This window comes from Ochrobactrum sp. S1502_03, from assembly GCF_044435015.1.
Lineage (GTDB): Bacteria > Pseudomonadota > Alphaproteobacteria > Rhizobiales > Rhizobiaceae > Brucella > Brucella chromiisoli.
This window is the reverse complement of record NZ_JAYEXN010000004.1, coordinates 83089-105409: the sequence shown is the minus strand read 5'-3', so window position 1 is coordinate 105409 and position 22321 is coordinate 83089. Positions and strand designations below refer to the sequence as shown.

Sequence of the window (22321 nt, the reverse complement as noted above, 5' to 3'; positions counted from 1 at the left end):
AGAAATTACGGGTTCGGCTCAAATATTGACAGATAAACCGCGCAAAATTCGCTTTACGAAGCGGGAGATGAAGAGAATCGAACGCCTCGCCATTGAAGGCGATGAGGGCGGCGTGCTTCCGTTATGGCGTCCCCGACGTTCGTTTTTGCGGTGGTGTTCGCACGCCGTTTTATCGTTGTGCATCCTTATGGTTCTGGTTGGTGGCGTGGGGTTTGTGATCCTGCGTGGTGGCGTGAACAGCGACCTTCTGCGCGACGAGGCGCAAAAGAGCCTTAGTCTTCTGCTCGGAAAAGATGCATCTGCAACGATCGGCAGTGCCGGATTATCGCTTGATCAGAACAGTCTCGTTGCAATGGAGGCGAATAACGTCTCGATCAATGATCCGCGACAGGGCATTGAAATCAAAAATATCAAATCGGTGCGACTGGGCTTGGCACCATTGCCGCTGCTGGCGGGCAAGATTCGTGTTGCCGAACTTGAGATCGATGGCGCAGCCTTCGATTTACCAGAGCAAGAGGGGGCAGGATTCTGGAAATCGCTCCCCTATGACAAGCGGGGTTATATTGATTTCGACGCCGTTTCGGGCGAGCTTTTTTCCACTATGCGCCGCAATCTTGAATTGCTGCAGAACCAGAACACTCGGGCTATCGGGCTGCTCAACACCACAATCCGTTTTAAAACCGGTGATCAGCAGCAAAGCATTGACGTGAAAAAGCTTCGGCTTGTCGAGGATTCGGGAAAAATCTCGGTGAGCGGCAGTGTCGTATGGCATAATCAGATAATTTCGGTTGATGGCAGCATAGATCGCAAAGGCCATGAGAATGATCTGGATGGCTTTCAGATCAAGATCAGCAATTTGCCGGTTGATCTGGGTTCACCGGAGGAAGTTGCAGCCATTATCGATGGCAACAGAGCCAATCCTGCGCATTTCGATTTAAAAGCCACGGCGAGCCTTGCTTTGTCTGGCAAGGTTGCCAATGGGGATGTGCCTGAGCACGTGACCGCGCAACTCATCGCTGATGACATCAATATAGAGGTTGGTCGCGTTTCGGATGTGCGCGGAAATGCGGTGCTGCTGATAGAGCATTCTGTTGGCAGCGGGAAAATTGAAATCAAGCCGTCGCGCTTGCAGTTGGGCGGTTTAACTGCGGCCTTTAATGGTGCTTTCGGACCGGAACCGGACGAAACAAATAAAAGCGGCGGTCCTGATTATCGATTTGAAGTGGTGACCAGTTCCGCCACCAGCATGCCAGCAGAATCAAATGATCCGCAATTGGCTTTCGGCGTGAGGATCGCCGGCCATTTTCTGGCTAATCAACAGCGTCTTCAATTCTCTAATCTCGATATTAAGACGAATAATGGTGAACTTTATGGACAGGGCAGCATGGGGTTTGGCGATGGTTCGCCAGAAATGATTTTCATGCTGCGCATCCCTGAAATGCCGGTTGCGGACGCAAAACATCTCTGGCCGATCGATGTTGCCGATGGTGCACGTGAATGGGTTCTCAAAAACCTCTTTGGTGGCACGTTGAAAGACAGCCGCATTGATATTTCGCTTGCAGGGGGGCGCTTTAATGGCCCCGGTTTGCCGCCGCCATTGACAGGCGAAGAGATCAAGGCCGATTTCAATGTGGCCGATACGCGCTTTGATGTGATCGGAGAACTGCCGCCGGTGCGCGATGTTGCAGGAAGCATTTCAGTGCGTGGCGCGCATACAACAATCAAGCTGGCAAAGGGCGTTGCCTATACTCCGGATAATCGCAAAGCGATGGTTTCAGACGGAACGCTGATTATTCCGTGGGGGCCGCAACGGCCAGTAATCGCTACACTTGATTTGCTCGTTTCGGGCGAAGCTGCGGCGATTGCCGAGATTGCCGGTAAAAAGCCCATTGATGTTCTCAAAAACGTTCCTTTCAAGCCGGAAGATGCGACAGGTGATGTGAAAGCCCATGTTAAGGTCGGCTTTGCTGTTTCCAAAGGAGCGCCACCCGGCACGCTGACATGGGATGCTGATATTGGATTTACGAATCTTGCCATTTCCAAGCCGGTCGGAGGCTCTACCGTTACCAATGCAAATGGCAGCATCAAGGTCAATCAATCCGTTGCTCTTATCTCAGCCGATGCCAAGCTTGACGGGGTACCTGCAAAAATATCGATGACCGAGCCTGTGGACCGCTCTGGCCCTGCTAAACGCGAACAGAATATCAGGCTTGAGCTTGACGATAATGCGCGTGGCAAGGTGTTGCCCGGACTGAAAGACCTGTTTACTGGACCGATTTCCGTTGATCTTGGCATGGAAGAAAATGGCAAGCGGCATGTTGCAGCCGATCTGAACAAGACGCAGATCAATTTGCCGTGGCTTGGCTGGCGCAAGGGGAGCGGGGTTCCGGCCAAGGCGACTTTCGATTTGGTTAGAAGCGGTGACGCAGATAGCAAGATCGATATTCGCAATCTGGTTTTGACCGGCGATGCCTTCGGCGCGAAGGGCAATCTGTCAATTGTCGGCGGTGATTTGCAGTCTGCTGATTTCGACGACATACGTCTCACGCGTTCAGATCGCATGAGCGTGAAAGCGACGAAAGGAACGGGCGGCTATCGTGTAACGGTGCGCGGATCGCAGTTTGATGCCCGGTCGATCATCAAGCAAGTGTCGGACCTTCAGAAAAAGACTGAAGCCTCGGGTGGCAAAAGCCCCCGCGTGATTGTGAGTGCTCAGATTGATGAGGTCACTGGCTTCAACGATGAGAAGCTGCGCAATGTCGCCGTTTCTTACGAGAATGCAGGAAGTAAGATTTCCGGCGTTTCGGTCAATGCGATCACCTCTTCTGGCGAAACCTTTGTCGCAACGAATAATGATCAGGGTGACGCACGATCAGTATCGTTACAATCCAATGATGCCGGTGCGGTTTTGCGGTTCTTTGATTTTTATGACAAAATGCGCGGTGGCAAGATCACTGTCGGCCTCGCGGGACAGGGCAATGGACCTCTAAGTGGTCAGATTGACGCTCGTAATTTTGCAATCATCAATGAGCCCCGACTGGCAAAGATTGTTACGAGCTCTCCAAATACGGGCGGCGCCAGTCTTAGCCAGGCTGCTAAACGTGATATTGACGTGTCGCGGGTTGATATTGAGCGCGGTTTTTCTCTGATTGAAAAGGGCGAAGGCTATATGAAGCTTTCGAAAGGCGTCGTCCGTGGTCCGTCAGTCGGAACGACTTTTCAGGGAACGTTGTATGATCCGCGCGGCAATATGTCGATCACCGGCACATTCATGCCTGCTTATGGGGTAAACCGCATTTTTGGTGAAGTGCCGATTTTCGGAGCGCTTTTGGGCAATGGACGGGATCGTGGTCTTTTGGGTATTACTTTTAAGCTTGAAGGCAGTGCCAAGCAGCCGCAGGTGATTGTTAATCCGATCTCAATCATCGCGCCGGGTATTTTCCGTTCCATTTTTGAGTTCTGATCACAACAAGAAAAGCCGGGCAAAACCCGGCTTTTCTTCATCTTTAGTTTGGATTACGCAGGGCGAATAAGCACATGGCGCTTCTTGCCGAGTGACACCTTGATGACGCCTTGCTCATTGAGCGCTGTTGCATTGATGCTCAAACGTGGATCAGTGACCGTTTCATCATTGATGCGCACAGCACCACCTTCGATGTGACGGCGGGCTTCACCATTGGTGGTGCAAAGTTCTGCAAGCACCATCAAAGCCAGCACGCCGATACCGTCATTGAGTGTCGCCTTATGAACGCCGACGGTTGGAAGATTCTGCGACAGTTCGCCATCTTCAAAAGTCTTGCGCGCGGTTTCTGCCGCTTCTTCCGCAGCATCGCGCCCATGAAGGATCGCGGTGATCTCGGTCGCAAGTATCTTCTTCGCTTCGTTGATTTCCGAGCCGCCAAGTGCAGCAAGCTTTGCAATTTCATCCATTGGCAATGTCGTATAGAGCTTCAAGAAGCGTTCTACGTCAGCATCTTCCGTGTTGCGCCAATACTGCCAGAAGTCGTAGGCGCTGAGCATATCGGCGTTCAGCCAGATCGCGCCACCCAACGATTTGCCCATTTTCTGGCCCGATGCCGTGGTGAGCAAAGGCGAGGTGAGGGCATAAAGCTGCGGCGTTCCCATACGGTGACCGAGATCGATCCCGTTGATAATATTGCCCCACTGATCCGAGCCACCCATTTGCAAACGGATGTCGTAGCGCTTGTTGAGCTCTACAAAATCATAGGCTTGCAGGATCATATAATTGAATTCGAGGAACGAAAGCGACTGCTCGCGATCAAGGCGCATCTTGACCGAATCAAACGACAACATGCGATTGACCGAGAAGTGGCGGCCAACATCACGCAGGAATTCAAGGTAGTTGATGTCGCGCAGCCAGTCGGCATTGTTGACCATCAGCGCATCGGTTGGGCCATCGCCGAAGCTCAGGTAATTTGCGAAGACACGTTTGATACTTGCGATATTCTCAGCAATTGTATCTTCCGTCATCAGTTTGCGCGCTTCATCCTTGAAGGATGGATCGCCCACCATGCCAGTGCCGCCGCCCATCAGAGCTACAGGGCGGTGTCCGGTCTGTTGCAGCCAGTGCAGCATCATGATCTGGATCAGACCGCCAGCGTGAAGGCTTGGCGCTGTCGGATCAAAGCCAATATAAGCCGTCACAGTTTCCTTGGCCAACAATTCGTCTAGGCCTGTTTCATCAGACATTTGATGAATGAAGCCGCGCTCGGAAAGCGTGCGAAGAAAATCGGATTTAAAACCGGACATGCCCTTTTCCTGACTGGTTAGGCGAGAATGGAAATAACAGTAATCAAGTGCTTACCGCCTTATGATATTTTGCCTTTAACATCATTCAAGCGGGAATAACAAGGAAACTCCGGTATGGGCGATTTGAAACGCGCAATAGGGTTGATGAGCGGTACTTCCATGGATGGTATCGACATTGCGCTTTTGACCACCGATGGCGAAAACTGGGTTGAGCGGGGGCCATCCAGTGCGGTGTCTTATTCGGACGGGTTTCGGGCACGTTTGAAGGCCGCGCTTGTTGATGCGCGAGGCATCACGGATCGCCATGAGCGGCCCGGTGTTCTTAAACAGCTTGAACATGACCAGACATTACTTCATGCGGTCGCAATACAGGATTTTTTATACGCACATTCGTTCAGTCCAGAAGACATTGACGTGATCGGATTTCATGGCCAAACCGTGTTGCATCGTCCGCGTGAGGCGCTGACTGTCCAGATCGGAGATGGACCGCTTCTGGCGGCAGAAACCGGCATTCCTGTTGTCTATGACATGCGTGCCGAAGATATGCGGCACGGCGGCGAAGGTGCACCGCTTATTCCTGCCTATCATGCAGCGCTTGCCACCAATCTTCCGTTTGGTCTCGAAGGCCCGGTTGTTTTCGTCAATATTGGCGGCATATCCAACCTCACCTATGTTGGCGAAGATGGTTCACTGATGGCCTATGACAGTGGACCGGGCAATATGCTGATTGACCAATGGATGGAGTTGCACGAACAGGGCAGCTTTGACTCCGGCGGTATTACAGCCATGAGCGGCACCGTGGATAAGATCTTGGCTCTGAGGTATCTTGATCACGCCTTTTTCAAGGGGAACCATCGCCGGTCACTGGACCGTGGCGATTTTGCTGTACCAGCGAAAGATGAGGCAAGCGTTGCAACAGGTGCGCGCACACTTAGCTATGTGAGTGCCGCCGCCATTCTGCGCTCGGCTTCGCATCTGCCTGCAAAGCCACGGACCTATGTGATCAGTGGTGGCGGACGCAAGAATGCGGCCATTATGGCGGAGCTGACCGCACTTGCAGAGCGCGAAGGCGCATGTGTGCTGGATGCGGATAAAGCCGGTTTTGATGGGGATGCGATGGAAGCGGAAGCATGGGCCTATCTGGCCGTGCGTTCCATGCGTGGGCTGCCCCTGACATACCCAAACACAACAGGTTGCGATAAGCCTGTTTCAGGCGGTGTTCTTGCGCTTCCACCAAAAATAAAAGCCCGGTGAAAACAATCACCGGGCTTTAACAAGAGTCAGATTTTATTTGTTTAACGTAGACGCTTCTGACGAATTTCAACCAGTTCGCCAGCAAGTCGGCGTTCCAGATATTCCGAGCATTCGTCGATCAGTTCATCACCCATGCCGGAGAAGAAGTGGTTTGCACCTGGCATCGTGTTCTGCGTGATGTTGATACCCTTCTGTGTCTTGAGCTTATCAACCAATCCCTGCACATCCTTTGGCGGCGCAACCTTGTCCTGATCGCCATGAATGATCAGGCCGGACGATGGGCAAGGTGCAAGGAACGAGAAGTCATAGGTATTCGGCTGTGGTGCAACCGAAATAAAGCCTTCGATTTCCGGGCGACGCATCAGAAGCTGCATACCGATCCATGCGCCGAACGAATAACCGGCAACCCAGCAATTTTTGGAATCAGGGTGCAGAGCCTGCACCCAATCAAGTGCGCTGGCAGCATCTGACAATTCGCCCGCGCCATGATCGAACTCGCCCTGACTGCGGCCAATGCCACGGAAATTGAAGCGAAGCGTTGTAAAACCACGCTGCTGGAACATGTAGAACAGATCATAGACGATCTTGTTGTTCATTGTTCCGCCAAACTGCGGATGCGGATGCAGGATGAGAGCGATAGGCGCATTCTTTTCGCGCGAAGGCTGATAGCGGCCTTCAAGGCGTCCGGCAGGGCCGTTGAAAATGACTTCTGGCATGTGTACTCCGCTGGTGATCGGAAGATCGGCTTTAAAATGGCGAACTTGACGTGAGTGTGCGCCGCTTCTAAAACCGATTGGAAATTTCGTTAGACTGGACCAAAGTTCAGTACCTGATGTGGCTTAATAGGCTTTTCTGGATTGAAAATTCAAGAAAATTGCGCTTGAGGCCACTTTATGATGTTGCTTAGGAGATAGTATCGGTGATCGGAACCGGCAAGAGGCTCTATCTGGATTATAATGCCAGTGCGCCTTTGCTCGATGAAGCACGCAATGCGGTTATCGAAGCATTGGGCATTGTGGGCAACCCATCCTCCGTTCACCGTGAGGGGCGCATGGCGCGTGGGCTGGTCGAATCGGCACGTCGCAGTGTGGCAGCCCTCGTGAATGCCAGGCCTGACCACGTCTTTTTTACATCTGGCGCCACCGAAGCCGCATCCACACTTCTAACACCAGTCTATATGATGGGGCGTTCGCCGGTACGCCTGTCCCATCTTTATGTCAGTGCGACCGAGCATCCTTGTGTGCTGGCCGGCGGGCAATTTGCACCGGAAAACATCACGATTCTTCCTGTTGATGAATATGGTTGCCTTCGTCTTGATGCTCTGGAGCTGGCTTTGAGAGCGCACGATAAGAGAGCGGGCTTGCCACTTGTCGCTGTTCAGGCTGCGAATAATGAAACTGGCGTCATTCAGCCAATACGCGAAATTGCGGCAGCGGTGAAAGCCGCAGGCGGCATCTTTGTCGTTGATGCGGTACAGGCCGCAGGACGCATTAAGATCGATATGACAGAGGGTTGTGGCGATTATCTGATAATCTCCTCACACAAGATCGGTGGTCCCAAGGGCGTTGGTGCTGTGATCGCAATCTCTGATCTTATGATGCCGAAGGCGCTCGTTCGTGGCGGTGGTCAGGAAAAAGGACATCGTGCGGGTACGGAAGCGCTGCCGTTGATTGCAGGCTTTGGTGCCGCCGCAGATATTGCGCATGCACGCCTGAACGGCAATGGCTGGTCGTTTGAAGCGCGGGACAGGCTTGAAGCGGGGCTTATGGAGATCGCACCAAGTGCCATGATCCACGGCAAATCCGTTGATAGGCTGCCCAACACAACATTCTTCTCGCTCGACGGGCAAAAGGCTGAAACCGTTCAGATCGCATTCGACCTTGGTGGCATAGCGCTCTCGGCAGGCTCAGCCTGTTCTTCGGGGAAGGTCGGTCCAAGCCATGTGCTGGCTGCTATGGGCCATGAAGAAGGTCCGGGAGCGATCCGTGTTTCGCTTGAGCCCAATGCGCCTATCGAATCTGTTGATCAGTTTCTTGACGTTTTGGGAAAAATCGTCGCCCGTCATGAACGCTCAAAGGCCAGTTAAGTGCGTAATCGGGCCTATCTCTGTAAATTATTCTTGAATTTTACCGGCAAATTTAAAGCTGGGCTTGAAATTTAGTTTAGAGAGGTTTTAAAGAAGCGTCACGCACACTATATTGTGGCGAGGATAGTGACTATCATCGCCCTGACGTTTGCAACTGTCGGACCTTGAATTCGACGAGGATGGAGAACGCCAATGCCTGCAGTGCAGGAGACCATTGATCAGGTTCGCGGCTTGGACGTGGACCAGTATAAGTACGGATTTGAGACGGAAATCGAATCCGAAAAAGCCCCTAAAGGCCTCAACGAAGATATCATTCGCTTTATTTCGGCCAAGAAAGACGAGCCGGAATGGATGCTGGAGTGGCGTCTGAAGGCCTATGAACGCTGGCTCACTATGGAAGAGCCGGAATGGGCGCGTGTCGATTATCCAAAGATCGATTTTCAGGACGCCTATTACTATTCCGCTCCGAAGAATCAGTCGGGTCCGCTTTCACTTGATGAAGTCGATCCCGAACTGCTGCGTACATATGAAAAGCTTGGTATTCCACTGCGCGAGCAGGAAATTCTCGCTGGTGTGCGTAAGCAGGGCGAGCCGAGTGAAATTGATGGCAATCCATCGGACAATGTTTATGCATCGGGCCGTGTGGCCGTTGATGCGGTCTTCGACAGTGTTTCGGTTGTCACGACTTTCAAGGCAGAGCTTGCGAAAGCAGGCGTGATCTTCTGCTCGATTTCGGAAGCCATTCGCGAGCATCCTGAACTGGTTCAGAAGTATCTCGCTTCAGTTGTTCCTGTTTCGGATAACTATTATGCGACGCTGAATTCGGCTGTCTTCACCGATGGCTCGTTCGTCTATGTGCCAAAGGGCGTTCGTTGCCCGATGGAGCTTTCGACCTATTTCCGTATCAATGAAAAAAATACGGGCCAGTTTGAACGCACGCTGATCATCGCGGAAGAAGGCGCTTATGTCTCTTATCTCGAAGGTTGCACGGCACCACAGCGCGACGAAAACCAGCTCCACGCAGCCGTTGTTGAACTGATCGCGCTTGAAAACGCTGAGATCAAGTATTCGACTGTTCAGAACTGGTATCCGGGCGATAGCAGCGGCAAGGGCGGTATCTACAATTTTGTGACCAAGCGTGGCGATTGCCGTGGTGATAATTCCAAGATTTCGTGGACGCAGGTTGAAACAGGCTCCGCTGTAACGTGGAAATATCCGTCCTGCATTCTGCGCGGTGACAATTCGCGCGGTGAGTTCTATTCGATTGCCGTGTCCAACGGTTATCAGCAGATCGACAGCGGCACCAAGATGATTCATCTTGGCAAGAACACGTCGAGCCGCATCATTTCCAAGGGTATTTCGGCCGGAAATTCCAGCAACACCTATCGCGGACAGGTTTCAGCCCATCGTAAGGCTGAAAATGCCCGTAACTTCACCCAGTGCGACAGTCTCCTGATCGGCAACGATTGCGGAGCGCATACCGTGCCCTATATCGAGGCGAAAAACGCCACGGCACAGTTTGAGCATGAGGCAACCACCTCCAAAATTTCCGAAGACCAGCTGTTCTACGTTATGCAGCGCGGTATTCCGGAAGAGGAGGCAATCGCCCTCATCGTCAATGGTTTTGTGAAGGAAGTTATTCAGGAGCTGCCAATGGAATTCGCCGTCGAGGCGCAGAAGCTCATTGGCATTTCGCTTGAAGGCAGCGTTGGTTAATCCGACGCGCTTTAACTGCCTTTCTCCAATTTTTCTGACCAGCCTTTTCCTGGTACAAGAACAAGGTTTATACCCATGCTTGAGATCAAGAACCTTCATGCAAAGATCGCTGACACGGATACTGAAATTATCCGTGGTCTGAACCTCACCGTAAACAAGGGCGAAGTTGCCGCCATCATGGGCCCGAACGGCTCGGGCAAGTCGACATTGTCTTACATCCTTGCAGGCCGCGATGATTACGAAGTGACCGAAGGCGACATCCTTTATAACGGCGAGTCGATCCTCGAACTTGACCCTGCTGAACGCGCTGCCAAGGGTATCTTCCTTGCGTTCCAGTACCCGATGGAAATCCCAGGCGTTGCCACGATGGAATTCCTCAAGGTTGCCATGAACAGCCAGCGCAAAGCGCGGGGCGAGCCAGAACTCAAAATTCCTGAATTCATCAAGCGCGTGAAGGAAGCGGCTGGCGGCCTTAACATCGATATGGACATGCTCAAGCGTCCGCTCAATGTGGGCTTCTCGGGGGGCGAAAAGAAGCGCGCTGAAATTCTTCAGATGCAGCTTCTGGAGCCAAGCCTCTGCGTTCTCGACGAAACAGACTCCGGCCTCGACATTGATGCGCTGAAGATCGTTTCCGATGGTGTGAATGCGCTGCGTTCGCCAGACCGGGCTGTGATCGTGATCACCCACTATCAGCGTCTGCTTGATTATATCGTTCCAGACAGCGTGCATGTTCTTTACAAGGGACAAGTCATCAAGTCTGGTGACAAGACCCTTGCAAATCACCTTGAAGAAAACGGCTACGCCGACATTATTGGCGAAGTAGCCTAAGGAGGCGGATTATGAATATCCAGACCTCAAAGCCAAGGACGCAAGCCGAAAGCGCACTGATCGACAGTTTCGCGACCCGTATGGGCGAGCTTCCGGGCAATGCCGATGTCGTGGTTGCACGTGACAATGCGCTGGAATCGTTGAAAGTGAACGGTCTTCCGTCGCGCCGCATTGAAAGCTGGCATTACACGGATTTCCGCACGTTGCTCAAAGGCGTTGCTGATTTCAACCCGAGTGCAGGCACCAATGCGCTTCCCGCATTGCTGGCAGGCTCTTCTGTCATTGCGGTGAGCAATGGTGCAACGCTTGCAGCCAAGGCACCGGAAGGTGTGACCTTGACTGCCGTGCGTGACCGGCTTGCGGATGGTTCGCTCGTTTCGCAGCTTAACACTCGGGGAACCGATGATACGATTGGCCAGATCAACGCTGCCTATGTCAGCGACGGCTGGGGATTGTCGATTGCGGCTGACACTGAGCTTGAAGCACCACTTGAACTTCAGAACATCCAGAAGACCGGGCAGGGCCACACGCGCTTTCCTGTTGAAATTGGGGCGAACGCCAAGGCAACGATCATTGAACGTCAGTCAGGTGGCGAAGGCGATGCTTTCTCAACCTCTGTCAGCCATGTGAGCGTTGGCGATGGCGCTGATGTCATCTGGGTTATTCTGCGTGATTTTGGTCAGGCAACGCAGCTTGCTCAGTTCAACGCAACCATTGGCACAGGTTCGAAGCTCACGCTTTACATCGTCAATGCTGGCGGCAAGCTGGTTCGGCAGGAAGTGCATCTGACAGTGGCAGGCGAAGATTCGGATTTCGAGCTTCGCGGCCTCAATCTGCTGGCAGACGATTCCCACACCGATGTCACCATGACGGTTGCACATCTGGTTGAGAACACGCGTTCGACCCAGATTATCCGCAACGTGGTCAAGGATCGCGCACGCGGCGTTTTCCAGGGCATGATCCGTGTTGCACAGATCGCCCAGAAAACCGATGCGCGTATGGCCTGCAACACGCTGCTGCTATCGGATGATGGCGAGTTCGATGCAAAGCCAGAGCTGGAAATCTTCGCTGATGACGTGGCTTGCGGCCATGGTGCAACGGTTACCGAGCTGTCGAAAGACTACCTCTTCTATTTGATGGCGCGCGGTATTCCGGAAAATGAAGCACGCGGCTTGCTGATTAAAGCATTCATCGCCGAACTGATAGAAGAGCTGGAAAACGAAGCTTTGGTTGAGGCGCTGGAAGACGTGCTCTCGAACTGGCTTGCAGCCCACGCTTGATTGAACAAGGCGGAGTCATGCTTGCTCCGCCTTTTCTGCCTCAAGGGTAGAAGGAACGGTCATGGATCATAAGAATCCGCTTGTAGCGCGCTATGATGTTGAAGCGATCCGCAGAGATTTCCCCATCCTGTCACGACAGGTTCATGGAAAGCCGCTTGTTTATCTGGATAGTGGTGCTTCTGCACAAAAGCCGCAAAGCGTCATCGACGCTGTCACACATGCCTATGCAAATGAATACGCAAATGTGCATCGCGGCCTGCACTTTCTTTCGAATGCTGCCACAGATGCTTACGAAAAGTCGCGCGAAACCGTTCGCCGCTTTCTGAATGCTGGCTCTGTTGACGAAATTGTCTTTACGAAAAATGCCACCGAAGCGATCAACACGGTCGCTTACGGCTACGGTATGCCCAATATCGGCGAGGGTGATGAAATCCTTCTGTCGATCATGGAGCATCACTCCAATATTGTGCCGTGGCATTTCATCCGTGAGCGGCAGGGTGCAAAGCTTGTCTTCGCGCCGGTGGATGACGAAGGCGTGTTTCATATTGAGGAATTTGAAAAGCGCCTGACCGAACGCACGAAGCTTGTGGCAATCACCCATATGTCCAATGCGCTTGGCACAGTGACACCGATCAAGAAGATCGTTGAACTGGCCCATGCACGCGGTATTCCGGTGCTGGTCGATGGCAGCCAGAGTGCTGTCCATATGCCAGTTGATGTGCAGGATCTGGGCTGTGACTGGTATGTGTTTACTGGCCACAAGGTTTACGGCCCGTCAGGAATCGGCGTTCTCTTTGGTCGTGCTGAAATGCTCGAAAAGATGCGCCCGTTTCAGGGCGGTGGCGAAATGATCGAAGAAGTGACGGAGGAAAACGTTACGTATAATCATCCGCCGCACCGTTTTGAGGCTGGCACACCACCAATCGTTCAGGCGATTGGGTTAGGCGCAGCGCTTGAATATATGGAAAAGATCGGCCGTCATGCGATCGCAGCCCACGAGGAAGACTTGCGCAACTATGCGCATGAGCAACTGGGTAAGATCAATTCACTGCGCATTTATGGCAATGCACCCGATAAGGGTGCGATCATCTCATTTGCGCTTGATGGCATTCACGCGCATGATGTCTCGATGGTCATTGACCGGGCAGGGGTCGCGGTGCGTGCGGGCACGCATTGCGCACAGCCACTCTTGAAACGCTTTGGCGTTACCTCTACATGCCGTGCATCTTTTGGCATGTATAACACCCGTGCTGAAGTTGACGTGCTGGCAGAAGCCTTGGAAAAGGCAAGGAAGTTTTTCGGATGACCGAGACCGAGCAAAAAGTTCAGGAACAGACTGAAGCCAAAGCCGATGATGTGAATGCATCGGCGGATGGAAAGTCTGTTTTTTCCGCCTCTGCTATTCCTCAGGAAGAGCTGCTTCGGCTGACCGATGACATCATCAGTGCGTTGAAGACGGTCTATGACCCTGAAATTCCAGCGGATATTTACGAGCTCGGTCTGATCTACAAGATCGACATCGAAGATGACCGCACGGTTAAAATCGAAATGACACTGACGGCTCCCGGCTGTCCGGTTGCAGGCGAAATGCCGGGATGGGTCGAGAACGCGGTTGGAGCTGTCGAAGGTGTTTCCATGGTCGAAGTCACCATGACCTTCGATCCACCATGGTCTGCTGACCGCATGTCGGAAGAAGCACAGGTCGCTGTCGGCTGGTACTAAAGCGTGTCGCGCTTAATCGTACCCGATACGCTCACTCTATCTTCTTATTTTAACGCATGTCGTTGTCGGATCGTGGCGGGAATAGCAATCAGTCCGGTTGGACTGATTTCCCCGCGAAGGCGGTCCCCACTTTTCCGTGACATGCTCTAATAGTCAAAGAGAAGCCCCTCGCATTGCGTGGGGCTTTTTCTATTTGGCATTAAAAACCAGTCGTATTGGCGTAATGAAGAGATTTTCTTCCAAAACACCCCTGAAACAGACCAACGACGCCACCGAGAGCCGTGGCCGCTGAAACAAGGCCTTGGCCGCCCCTGAACGGTATGGAGAGGCTTGCGCCTAAAAACTTTAACCCGCGGCCTGCAATCTTGAGCGGCAGCTTTTTAAGTGTCTTATTGGGGTTTTCCCGATAACGCGCACCGAACTCGGTAATATTATGATCGCGATTGCGGCGATAATGATAGCTCAGTGTCAGGCGAGACGGGGGTACGGTTTCGTAGACGATGGCATCACAAGCCCAACCAGTTTTGGCGCCAAGCGACTTTGCTTTCGTCCAGAGGTTCCAGTCTTCGCCGCCAGTCAGGCCAAAATGGGAATCAAAACGCAAACCGGTCTCGCGGAAAAAGTCCAGTTTTCCCATCCAGCTTCCCGTCGCAACTTTGATCGAATCGCCACGCCCCATTGCGCATTTCTGTCGGCACTTGCGCTCGGATTTATAGCCACTGCGTTCGATCCCCGACCAAACAAGTTTCTGAACAATTGTCAGGTTCTCATCAAATGGCTTCGGCCTTACTGGAGAGCCGACAATATCGAGATCAAGTCGGTCACGCTCTGAAAAAAGTTTCACGAGCCAGTCTGCCTCTACAAACTCGTCGTCATCCACATAGACAAGATAATCAAAACCCTGTTCAATGGCGTGGTTCAGCGCACGGTTACGCGCCGATGATATGCCTAAAATGACCTCGACAACATAGTCGATCGGATCGTTTGGCATAAGCGCACGAAAATCTTCGATGGTTCCATCAAGCGTAGGGGAGGCGTTATTCTCGACGACAAGGAAGGATACATCTGTATCGTTTGGCTTCTGAATAGAAGCCAAAGACGAAAACAGATTACAGAGCATCTTAGGCCTGTTCCTCGTGACGACGGAAATGCAGATACGCCGTTGATGCATGATTAATCAGCCTAAGTGATCATTTGATATATTCAGTAAGCTTAATATACAATTATTATGGAGGCAATAGTTGTATTGAGCGTAAATATAGCCGCGATAATGGCTGACATCTATTACAGGGTAAGTTATTTTTTTTGAAAAAATACAGTGTTCATACACAACTGCTTAAAGTGGTGCCCCCAGAGAGACTCGAACTCCCGACCCCCTGATTACAAATCAGGTGCTCTACCAACTGAGCTATAAGGGCAGCACTGGCGTCGAATTAGCATAATTCTGGCGCGTGTAAAGCAAAAATTCACATCGAGCAGGGAATAGTCAGCAGGTTTTGCATATGATAGCCATTAAGCCTGTGGAAACAGCATCTTTTTGGGCGCATTGGAACCGAATAATATGAACGATAAATCTCTGGCGCTTCACTTTTTGCCATCTGGAACAGAAGAATCACTGGCTGCACAAAAAGAGCTGGTGAAGCGCTATGGGCATGTTGCGGCTGAGGATGCGGATGTTGTCGTGGCACTCGGGGGCGACGGCACCATGTTGCAGGCACTGCGAGATTTCATGAATAGCGGGGTGCCTGTCTATGGCATGAACCGTGGTTCGGTCGGCTTCCTCATGAACGAGTTCAGCATTGAGGATTTGCCCACGCGCATTCTCGCCGCACAAAAGGAAACGATCCGCCCGCTCGAAATGATTGCAGAGACGGAAGATGCGCCGCCTTTCAAGGCGCTGGCAATCAACGAAGTGTCGCTTTTCAGGCAATCCTATCAGGCGGCAAAGGTTCGGATCACCATTGATGGCAAGATACGGCTTGATGAACTTGTCTGCGATGGCGTGATGGTTGCCACGCCTGCGGGTTCTACCGCCTATAATCTCTCGGCACAGGGGCCAATTCTGCCGTTGGAAGCGCCTCTACTCGCCTTGACACCCGTCAGCCCATTTCGCCCCCGCCGGTGGGGCGGCGCGCTTTTGCCAAAACATGTGACCGTGCGCATGGATGTGCTTGAAACGGAAAAGCGCCCCGTGAATGCGGTTGCTGACAACAACGAGGTTAAATCAGTAAGATCAGTCACAGTGCGCGAAGATCTGGACAGTCAGGTTGCGATCTTGTTTGATCAAAATCATTCTTGGGATGAGCGAATTCTAACAGAACAATTTAGACATTAGTTGGCTATGATTTTAGTAAATTCACGCATTGGTGTTGGAGGAAGCACAATAAAATACAAATAATAAGCATTTTTATATTCTTTGATGGTATTTTAGTTGACTTTTGCACGCTGTGGACGTAGGCGATGCTACGTGAAAACGCTTTTTGCGTTGCAGACGCCTTTTCTGCCTTGGTTCCTGCGCCGGATGACGCGGCTGCAATGACAGGATGGGTGCAATTCATTTCCAAAAAAGAGAGCTGCGCCTCCATTGACGACATTTGCCGAACTCGGTCTTTCCCCGAAAGTGCTCGCCGCTGTTGAAGCTGCGGGTTACACCGCGCCAACGCCTATTCAGGCAGGTGCCATTCCTCCCGCGCTGGAGCGCAAGGATGTGCTCGGCATCGCCCAGACAGGCACGGGTAAGACTGCATCTTTCGTTTTGCCAATGCTTCATCTCTTGGAAAAGGGGCGTGCACGTGCTCGAATGCCGCGCACGCTTATTCTTGAACCGACGCGCGAGCTCGCAGCGCAAGTTGAAGAGAATTTTGTTAAATATGGCGTCAATCAGCGTTTGAATGTAGCGCTGCTGATCGGTGGCGTCTCGTTTGATGAGCAGGAACGCAAGCTTGAGCGCGGTGCAGATGTACTCATCGCGACCCCAGGTCGTCTTCTTGACCATTTCGAGCGCGGTAAACTGCTTCTGACCGGCGTTGAAATTCTGGTTATCGATGAAGCTGACCGTATGCTTGATATGGGGTTTATTCCTGACATTGAGCGTATTTGCAAGCTGATCCCATTCACCCGCCAGACGCTGTTCTTCTCGGCGACCATGCCGCCGGAAATCACCAAGCTGACGGAGCAGTTTCTGCATTCGCCGACGCGCATTGAGGTTGCAAAGGCATCCTCAACTGCCAAAACAGTGACCCAGCGTCTTGTGAAGTCTGGCAAGAAGGATTGGGACAAGCGCGCAGTGCTGCGTGATTTGATTCGTGCTGAAGGCGATTCGTTGAAGAATGCGATCATTTTCTGCAATCGCAAAAAAGACGTATCCGAACTCTTCCGCTCGCTTGTTCGCCACGAGTTTGATGCCGGTGCTCTGCATGGTGATATGGACCAGCGCGCGCGCATGGCGATGCTTGCCGGTTTCAAAGAGGGTAAATTGCGGCTTCTCGTGGCTTCGGATGTCGCAGCCCGTGGCCTCGATATTCCTGACGTCAGCCACGTCTTCAACTATGATATTCCGATTCATTCGGAAGATTATGTGCACCGCATCGGTCGCACAGGGCGTGCAGGCCGTTCGGGCAAAGCTTTCACGCTGGTGACTGCTTCGGACACGAAATACCTCTCGGCAATCGAAACCATGATTGGCGAAAAAGTTGAATGGCATGACGGTGATCTTTCGACCTTGCCAGCAACTGACGAATCTGACGATACGTCACGCAAGGGCAAGAATGCTCGTGGCAAAGGTAAAGACGCCAGGGGCAAATCGAAAGATAAGCAGAAGGTCGAGACACCTGTGATTGTTCAGGCAGATGAGCCGCAGCCGGTAATCAGCGAAATCAAAGAACGCCGTGATCCGATCCGTACGTCAAATGATGATCGCCGCGGCAGGCCGCAAAACGATCATCACAAGCGTCGTCGTGATCGTGATGATGATGACGGTCCGGTGCCGATTGGTTTCGGCAATGATATCCCAGCATTTATGCTGATCCCCACCGGGGTTCTGGCATAAGACAATAAAAGCCGATCTGGTTAAACCAGGTCGGCTTTTTTAGTGTATTTCCCACAAACGTGCGAAGTGTTTTGCGCGGGATAATGACGAAAACCAGATAGTTAGATTATTTCCACTGTTTCAATTCAAACAGAAAATGCTTTAGTTTTTCGTACCGGAGCGAAGACTGGCTGCAAATGCCAGTTTTACCCAGTCGGCCATGATTTCCGGGTCATCAAAGGCGTCATCGGGCACGCTCCAATAGGGCATTGCGACCGGCTTACCGCTCTTTCGGTTATCATATGACCATTGTCTTGATCCGGCCTCTATGAAAGCTGGCGCTGTTTGTGCGTCCACCTTCAAAAGCAGCTCGTCGTTAACAACGAGCGCTACGATCAGACCCTGGTGATAAATGCCTTTGCCGCCAAACATACGGCGAATGCTGATCGCACCTAAGCCTTCAAAAAACTCCCGAAGAGATTGGTCATCCATCCAGCTTTAAACAGCGTCCTGAATTTGGCGCAGCCTTTCGGCTGATGCAGGCTGAATCTCAACAGATTCACCACAGCCACAAGCCGACGTCTGATTTGGATTGTTGAAAACAAATCCTGTTCGCAAAGTTGTCACTTCAAAGTCCATTTGGGTGCCCAGCAGGAACAGCACAGCTTCGGGCGCGATATAGACCTTCGCATCATCCTTTTCGACACAATCATCACCGGCTTTTGGCTCTGTGACGAGATCGATTGTATATTCCATACCGGCACAGCCACCTTTTTTCACGCCCACGCGAATGCCCAGTGAGCCTTCACGGGAGGCCATGATTTCACGAACGCGCGCTGCGGCTGCATCGGTAAGCGTCAAGACTGAGAAACGGCCCATTTTCATCTCTTCCGGCGTTGTGCTGGTTTACGATTGAAGAATCTTCAATCTGCCCGAGGCAAAGCGCTTTTGTGTTCGGTTGCCACGTTTTTACTATAGTTAGTGTTGTAACATCATTACTGCAAGACGCCAAATCAGAGAGCCGCGATAACCGGCTTACACAAGTTGGTGTGCTGTAACAAAAGAATTGCTGGAAGAGGAAAAGCGAATGTCGATTAAGCGCATGCAGCCTTTGATACTTGCCGGAGTTGCCGGCGTTTTCAGCACGATTTTTTTTATATCTGGCACTCAAGCGCAGGATGCGCCGAAAAAGGCCGCTCCCGCACAGGAGCAGGTCAACCCTGTCGAGGAAACCAAACCCTCAGAGCAGACACAAGACGTAGCTGATGGTGCGATTCTTCCTGATTATCGTGATGATCGCTCAACACCACAGGCACTCATTGAATCCTATTATAACGCCATTAACCGTCAGGAATATGCCCGCGCATACGGATACTATTCGGAAGAGGGACGTGAGCCTGACTTCGCGAAATTCGTCAAAGGTTATAAGGGTACGAAGAGCGTAAAGGTTGCCGTTCGGAAGGTTGAGCCAGATCCGGGCGCAGGACAGATCTACTGGAGTATGCCGGTCGCGATAGAGTCGGAGAGTGAGGATGGCAAGAAGCAGGTATTCACTGGCTGCTACACGATCAACCTGACCAATCCCGGCATTCAGGCAGTGCCTCCATATAAGCCAATGCAGATTATGACGGGTTCTTTGACCAAATCGCCAATAGAAATTGAAAAAAGCGTACCGGAGAGCTGCGAAGCACCATAGTCAAATTATTGGCTTGACCTTGCCACGATGGAAAGCTGCATCATGGAAAAAGTTCAGACAAGGAGTAATTTGAATGGTGACGTTTTCAATCCCAACGATGAAATGTGGCGGCTGCGCGAAAAGTGTTACAAGCGCTTTGCATGAAGTTGATCAAGCAGCCAAAGTAACGGTTGATCTCGATAAAAAGGAGATCACCTTGGACAGCGTTGCATCCGAGCAGCAAGTGCTGGATGCGCTTAAGGCTGCCGGTTATCCAGCAACCATCGCGTAATGATTTGACATAAATTTGATTGTACGTGTCTCGTAACACAAACATACAAAGCACAATTGCCGGACCTTTAACACGCCCGGCATTTTATGAGAGCGCTCTGCACCCAAAAGGGTGTACGGCGCTCTAAGACCATGCGGGATTGGCGACCAAGTGTTGCAGTCGGTTGTGCGTTTCTTGTGTTTGATTGACTGTAGGGCCGTTTTTTGCCACATCAACGACAAATCTCGTTTATGGTACCCGTAGCGACAGCGAATTTCGGTGGGGCGGCTTTGCCGTGCCAACAGGGGCTGGTCGTAAAAGGGGATCGGAACATACAATCATCGCATGACCGCGATAAAGAAGGATGTAAGGCATGGCTATGGTAGCCGATTTCCAGGATCTTCGCACGAAGATGGTTGACAATCAGATCCGCACAACGGATGTCACGGACCTTCGGGTTATTGATGCTTTTCTGACCGTTCCCCGTGAAGTCTTTGTTCCTGCAAACCGTCAGGTCCTTGCCTATATCGACGAAGACCAGTTGCTTGAAGGCGAGGGCGCTGCGCCGCGCTATCTCATGGAGCCGTCGCCTTTCGCGAAGCTGGTACAGCTCGCAAAAGTGAGCAAGGACGATGTCGTTTTGGATGTCGGCTGCGCCACTGGATACTCTTCGGCTATTCTTTCTGAGCTCGCAGGTTCGGTTATTGGCCTTGAAAGTGATTCCGCTTTGTCCGCTGTTGCAGCGGCTCGTTTGCAGGAACTTGGCCATGACAATGTTGTGATCGTTTCAGGTGATCTGAATAAAGGTTATGCATCAGAAGCGCCCTACGATGTGATTTTCATCGAGGGTGCAGTTGATTTTGTACCGGAAGTACTTTTCAATCAGCTTAAAGAAGGTGGCCGTCTGGTCGTTGTCGAAGGGCGTGGAAATGCCGGAATTGCGCGACTTTACGTAAAAGAAAACGGGATTGCTTCGGGGCGCACCGTTTTCAATACGGCAGTTCGTCCGCTTCCTGGTTTTGAACGCGTTGAGCAGTTCGAGTTTTGATCCAGCGCGTGGGGCAATTCTGCAACGATGTGAAAATTGTTTGTGAAAGCACTGGTGGGAAAGATGGAAATAACCGAATTTACACGTTATTAAGTCTTCCCGAACCAATCGGTTCGATTGTGGATTCGTTTGTTCTTATATGAGGTATACGGTGTTCAAAGCGTGCAAAGGACTTATGGCAGCAGCAATCCTTCTGTCGGGCACCGTATTATCGGGACAGGCCGCTCTGTCAGAGACGCTGACTGGCGCTCTCGTAAAAGCCTATAAGAACAACGCGACACTCAACTCGTCGCGTGCTGGCGTTCGTATTCAGGATGAAAACGTAGCGATTGCGAAATCCAATTATCGCCCGCAGGTGACCGGGTCTTATAATGTTGGCCGCAGCAAGTCGCCCGTTTCAGGCTATCGCACAACCGGCACATACGGCATTGAGCTCAATCAGATGCTGTTCGACGGCTTTCAGACGAAGAATAACGTCGCAGCCGCAGAAACCACTGTCTTTGCGCAGCGCGAAAACCTTCGTAACACTGAACAGAACACACTCCTATCGGCTGTTCAGGCTTATATGAATGTGTACCAGCTTCGTCAGATTGCAGTGCTGCGTGAGAAAAACCTTGCAGCTATGAACGAGCAGGTTCGTGCTTCGCGCGCGCGTCTTGATGTTGGTGAAGGTACACGCACTGACGTTGCTCAGTCGGAAGCGCAGCGTTCGACTGCTATCGCACAATTGAATGCAGCCCGCGCTGACGTTAAGTCTGCAGAAGCGACATATGTTCAGATTGTCGGTGCACAGCCTGATCGCCTTTCACTGGCACCAGCAGCTAAAAACCTGCCGCGTTCTCCAGAAATGGCTTTTGCGAATGCAAAGAATATTCATCCCGGCATTCTTGCAACTCAGTATGCAGTTAACGCACAGGGCTATAACGTCAAGGCCAAGGAAGGCGCGTTGCTTCCGACTGTTGGCTTGACCGCGAGCGCAAGCCACCTCGACACTTATGCCGGCACCAATGCAGGCGATGGCAACTCGGCATCGGTCGGTCTCGGTGTGAGCATTCCGATTTATACCGGCGGACGCACATCGGCACAGGTCCGTCAGGCGAAGGAACAGTTGGGGCAGGCTCGCATTGAGGTTGATGTTATTCAGGATCAGGTTCGTCAGGCAATCAGCTCTGCTTGGTCGCAGCTGGAGGCAGCGCGTGCTTCTGTGAAGGCTAATCGCGACGGTATTGCCGCTGCTCAGCTCGCACTTGATGGTGTTATCGAAGAGCGCAAGGTCGGTCAGCGGACCACACTTGATGTTTTGAATGCGCAGAATGCTCTTGTTGATGTTCAGATCGCGCTTGTGCAAGCAGAACATGACTCGATTGTCGCGAGTTATGCACTTCTGGCTGCCAGTGGTCGTATGACAGCGCAGGATATGCAGTTGCAGGTTGCTCAGTATAAGCCGGAAGAGCATTACAATGCAGTCAAAGACAAATGGTTCGGCCTGCGTACGCCGGATGGTCGTTAAGCAATTGCTGCAATAAAGTTTACCGAACGGCGCCAAGGGCGCCGTTTTTGATTCTCGAAACAAAGCATAATTCTTAATAAATTGATAAAGCTGTGGGTTCGGATTGCACATGGCTGTGCAGGGATTCTCAA

The 22321-nt window shown here is 51.9% G+C and carries 19 protein-coding genes and 1 tRNA gene; 14 read left to right on the top strand and 6 right to left on the bottom strand.

Features of this window, described 5'->3' with window-relative positions:
- Positions 1–67 precede the first annotated feature (67 nt).
- Complete coding sequence (locus VBH83_RS05135; protein ID WP_265983754.1) at positions 68–3463, top strand: RNA-binding protein; 3396 nt, start codon at positions 68–70, stop codon at positions 3461–3463.
- A 53-nt stretch (positions 3464–3516) separates the two neighbouring features.
- Here the strand turns inward: VBH83_RS05135 and tyrS are convergent, their stop codons facing one another.
- Positions 3517–4770: a tyrosine--tRNA ligase gene (gene tyrS, locus VBH83_RS05130; RefSeq protein ID WP_265983755.1), complete on the bottom strand. Its 1254-nt coding sequence runs from the start codon at positions 4768–4770 to the stop codon at positions 3517–3519.
- A 114-nt stretch (positions 4771–4884) separates the two neighbouring features.
- On the opposite strand from tyrS, the gene VBH83_RS05125 reads away from it, so the two are divergent.
- Positions 4885–6024 carry an anhydro-N-acetylmuramic acid kinase gene (locus tag VBH83_RS05125; RefSeq protein WP_265983756.1) on the top strand — a complete coding sequence of 380 codons (1140 nt, stop codon included), beginning with the start codon at positions 4885–4887 and terminating at the stop codon, positions 6022–6024.
- 41 nt (positions 6025–6065) lie between these two features.
- Here the strand turns inward: VBH83_RS05125 and VBH83_RS05120 are convergent, their stop codons facing one another.
- Positions 6066–6740, bottom strand: a complete 675-nt coding sequence (locus VBH83_RS05120) for an alpha/beta hydrolase (protein WP_265983757.1) — start codon at positions 6738–6740, stop codon at positions 6066–6068.
- A gap of 203 nt (positions 6741–6943) precedes the next feature.
- Here VBH83_RS05120 and VBH83_RS05115 point away from each other — a divergent pair, with 203 nt between their 5' ends.
- The 6 genes from VBH83_RS05115 (at position 6944) to VBH83_RS05090 (ending at position 13659) form a co-directional block, all read left to right on the top strand.
- Positions 6944–8110 (top strand): cysteine desulfurase family protein, encoded by a 1167-nt coding sequence (locus tag VBH83_RS05115; RefSeq protein ID WP_265983758.1) that lies wholly within the window; start codon positions 6944–6946, stop codon positions 8108–8110.
- Between the two features lie 192 nt (positions 8111–8302).
- The gene (gene sufB / locus VBH83_RS05110) at positions 8303–9826 is read left to right on the top strand and encodes a Fe-S cluster assembly protein SufB (RefSeq protein WP_265983759.1); all 1524 of its coding nucleotides are present in this window, start codon (positions 8303–8305) and stop codon (positions 9824–9826) included.
- A 75-nt stretch (positions 9827–9901) separates the two neighbouring features.
- On the top strand, positions 9902–10657 hold the full coding sequence (sufC, locus tag VBH83_RS05105; RefSeq protein WP_265983760.1) for a Fe-S cluster assembly ATPase SufC: 756 nt from the start codon (positions 9902–9904) through the stop codon (positions 10655–10657).
- Positions 10658–10668: 11 nt separating this feature from the next.
- Entirely contained in the window at positions 10669–11937 is a 1269-nt protein-coding gene (sufD, locus tag VBH83_RS05100) for a Fe-S cluster assembly protein SufD (RefSeq protein WP_265983761.1), read from the top strand.
- 61 nt (positions 11938–11998) lie between these two features.
- Positions 11999–13243 (top strand): cysteine desulfurase, encoded by a 1245-nt coding sequence (locus VBH83_RS05095; protein WP_265983762.1) that lies wholly within the window; start codon positions 11999–12001, stop codon positions 13241–13243.
- Positions 13240–13659, top strand: a complete 420-nt coding sequence (locus VBH83_RS05090) for an SUF system Fe-S cluster assembly protein (RefSeq protein ID WP_265983763.1) — start codon at positions 13240–13242, stop codon at positions 13657–13659. Before VBH83_RS05095 ends, VBH83_RS05090 begins: the two co-directional genes overlap by 4 nt.
- Positions 13660–13858: 199 nt before the next feature.
- Here the strand turns inward: VBH83_RS05090 and VBH83_RS05085 are convergent, their stop codons facing one another.
- Positions 13859–14830 (bottom strand): glycosyltransferase family 2 protein, encoded by a 972-nt coding sequence (locus tag VBH83_RS05085; RefSeq protein ID WP_265983764.1) that lies wholly within the window; start codon positions 14828–14830, stop codon positions 13859–13861.
- Positions 14831–15001: 171 nt separating this feature from the next.
- A tRNA-Thr gene (locus VBH83_RS05080) sits at positions 15002–15077 on the bottom strand.
- A 143-nt stretch (positions 15078–15220) separates the two neighbouring features.
- Between VBH83_RS05080 and VBH83_RS05075 the strand changes: the two genes are divergently transcribed.
- Positions 15221–15994, top strand: a complete 774-nt coding sequence (locus VBH83_RS05075) for an NAD kinase (protein ID WP_265983765.1) — start codon at positions 15221–15223, stop codon at positions 15992–15994.
- 249 nt (positions 15995–16243) lie between these two features.
- Positions 16244–17707: a DEAD/DEAH box helicase gene (locus tag VBH83_RS05070; RefSeq protein WP_265983766.1), complete on the top strand. Its 1464-nt coding sequence runs from the start codon at positions 16244–16246 to the stop codon at positions 17705–17707.
- A gap of 141 nt (positions 17708–17848) precedes the next feature.
- On the opposite strand, the gene VBH83_RS05065 is transcribed toward VBH83_RS05070, so the two are convergent.
- Positions 17849–18178: a TfoX/Sxy family protein gene (locus VBH83_RS05065; RefSeq protein ID WP_265983767.1), complete on the bottom strand. Its 330-nt coding sequence runs from the start codon at positions 18176–18178 to the stop codon at positions 17849–17851.
- Positions 18179–18184: 6 nt separating this feature from the next.
- A complete protein-coding gene (sufA, locus tag VBH83_RS05060) occupies positions 18185–18565 on the bottom strand; it encodes a Fe-S cluster assembly scaffold SufA (protein WP_265983768.1) in 381 nt (126 codons plus the stop codon).
- Positions 18566–18773: 208 nt separating this feature from the next.
- Between sufA and VBH83_RS05055 the strand changes: the two genes are divergently transcribed.
- The 4 genes from VBH83_RS05055 (at position 18774) to VBH83_RS05040 (ending at position 22190) form a co-directional block, all read left to right on the top strand.
- Entirely contained in the window at positions 18774–19382 is a 609-nt protein-coding gene (locus VBH83_RS05055) for a hypothetical protein (RefSeq protein WP_265983769.1), read from the top strand.
- Between the two features lie 73 nt (positions 19383–19455).
- Positions 19456–19653, top strand: coding sequence for a heavy-metal-associated domain-containing protein (locus VBH83_RS05050; RefSeq protein WP_265983770.1), 198 nt, complete (start codon positions 19456–19458; stop codon positions 19651–19653).
- Positions 19654–20011: 358 nt separating this feature from the next.
- Positions 20012–20680, top strand: a complete 669-nt coding sequence (locus tag VBH83_RS05045) for a protein-L-isoaspartate O-methyltransferase (protein WP_265983886.1) — start codon at positions 20012–20014, stop codon at positions 20678–20680.
- 139 nt (positions 20681–20819) lie between these two features.
- The gene (locus tag VBH83_RS05040) at positions 20820–22190 is read left to right on the top strand and encodes a TolC family outer membrane protein (RefSeq protein ID WP_265983771.1); all 1371 of its coding nucleotides are present in this window, start codon (positions 20820–20822) and stop codon (positions 22188–22190) included.
- Positions 22191–22321: the final 131 nt, after the last annotated feature.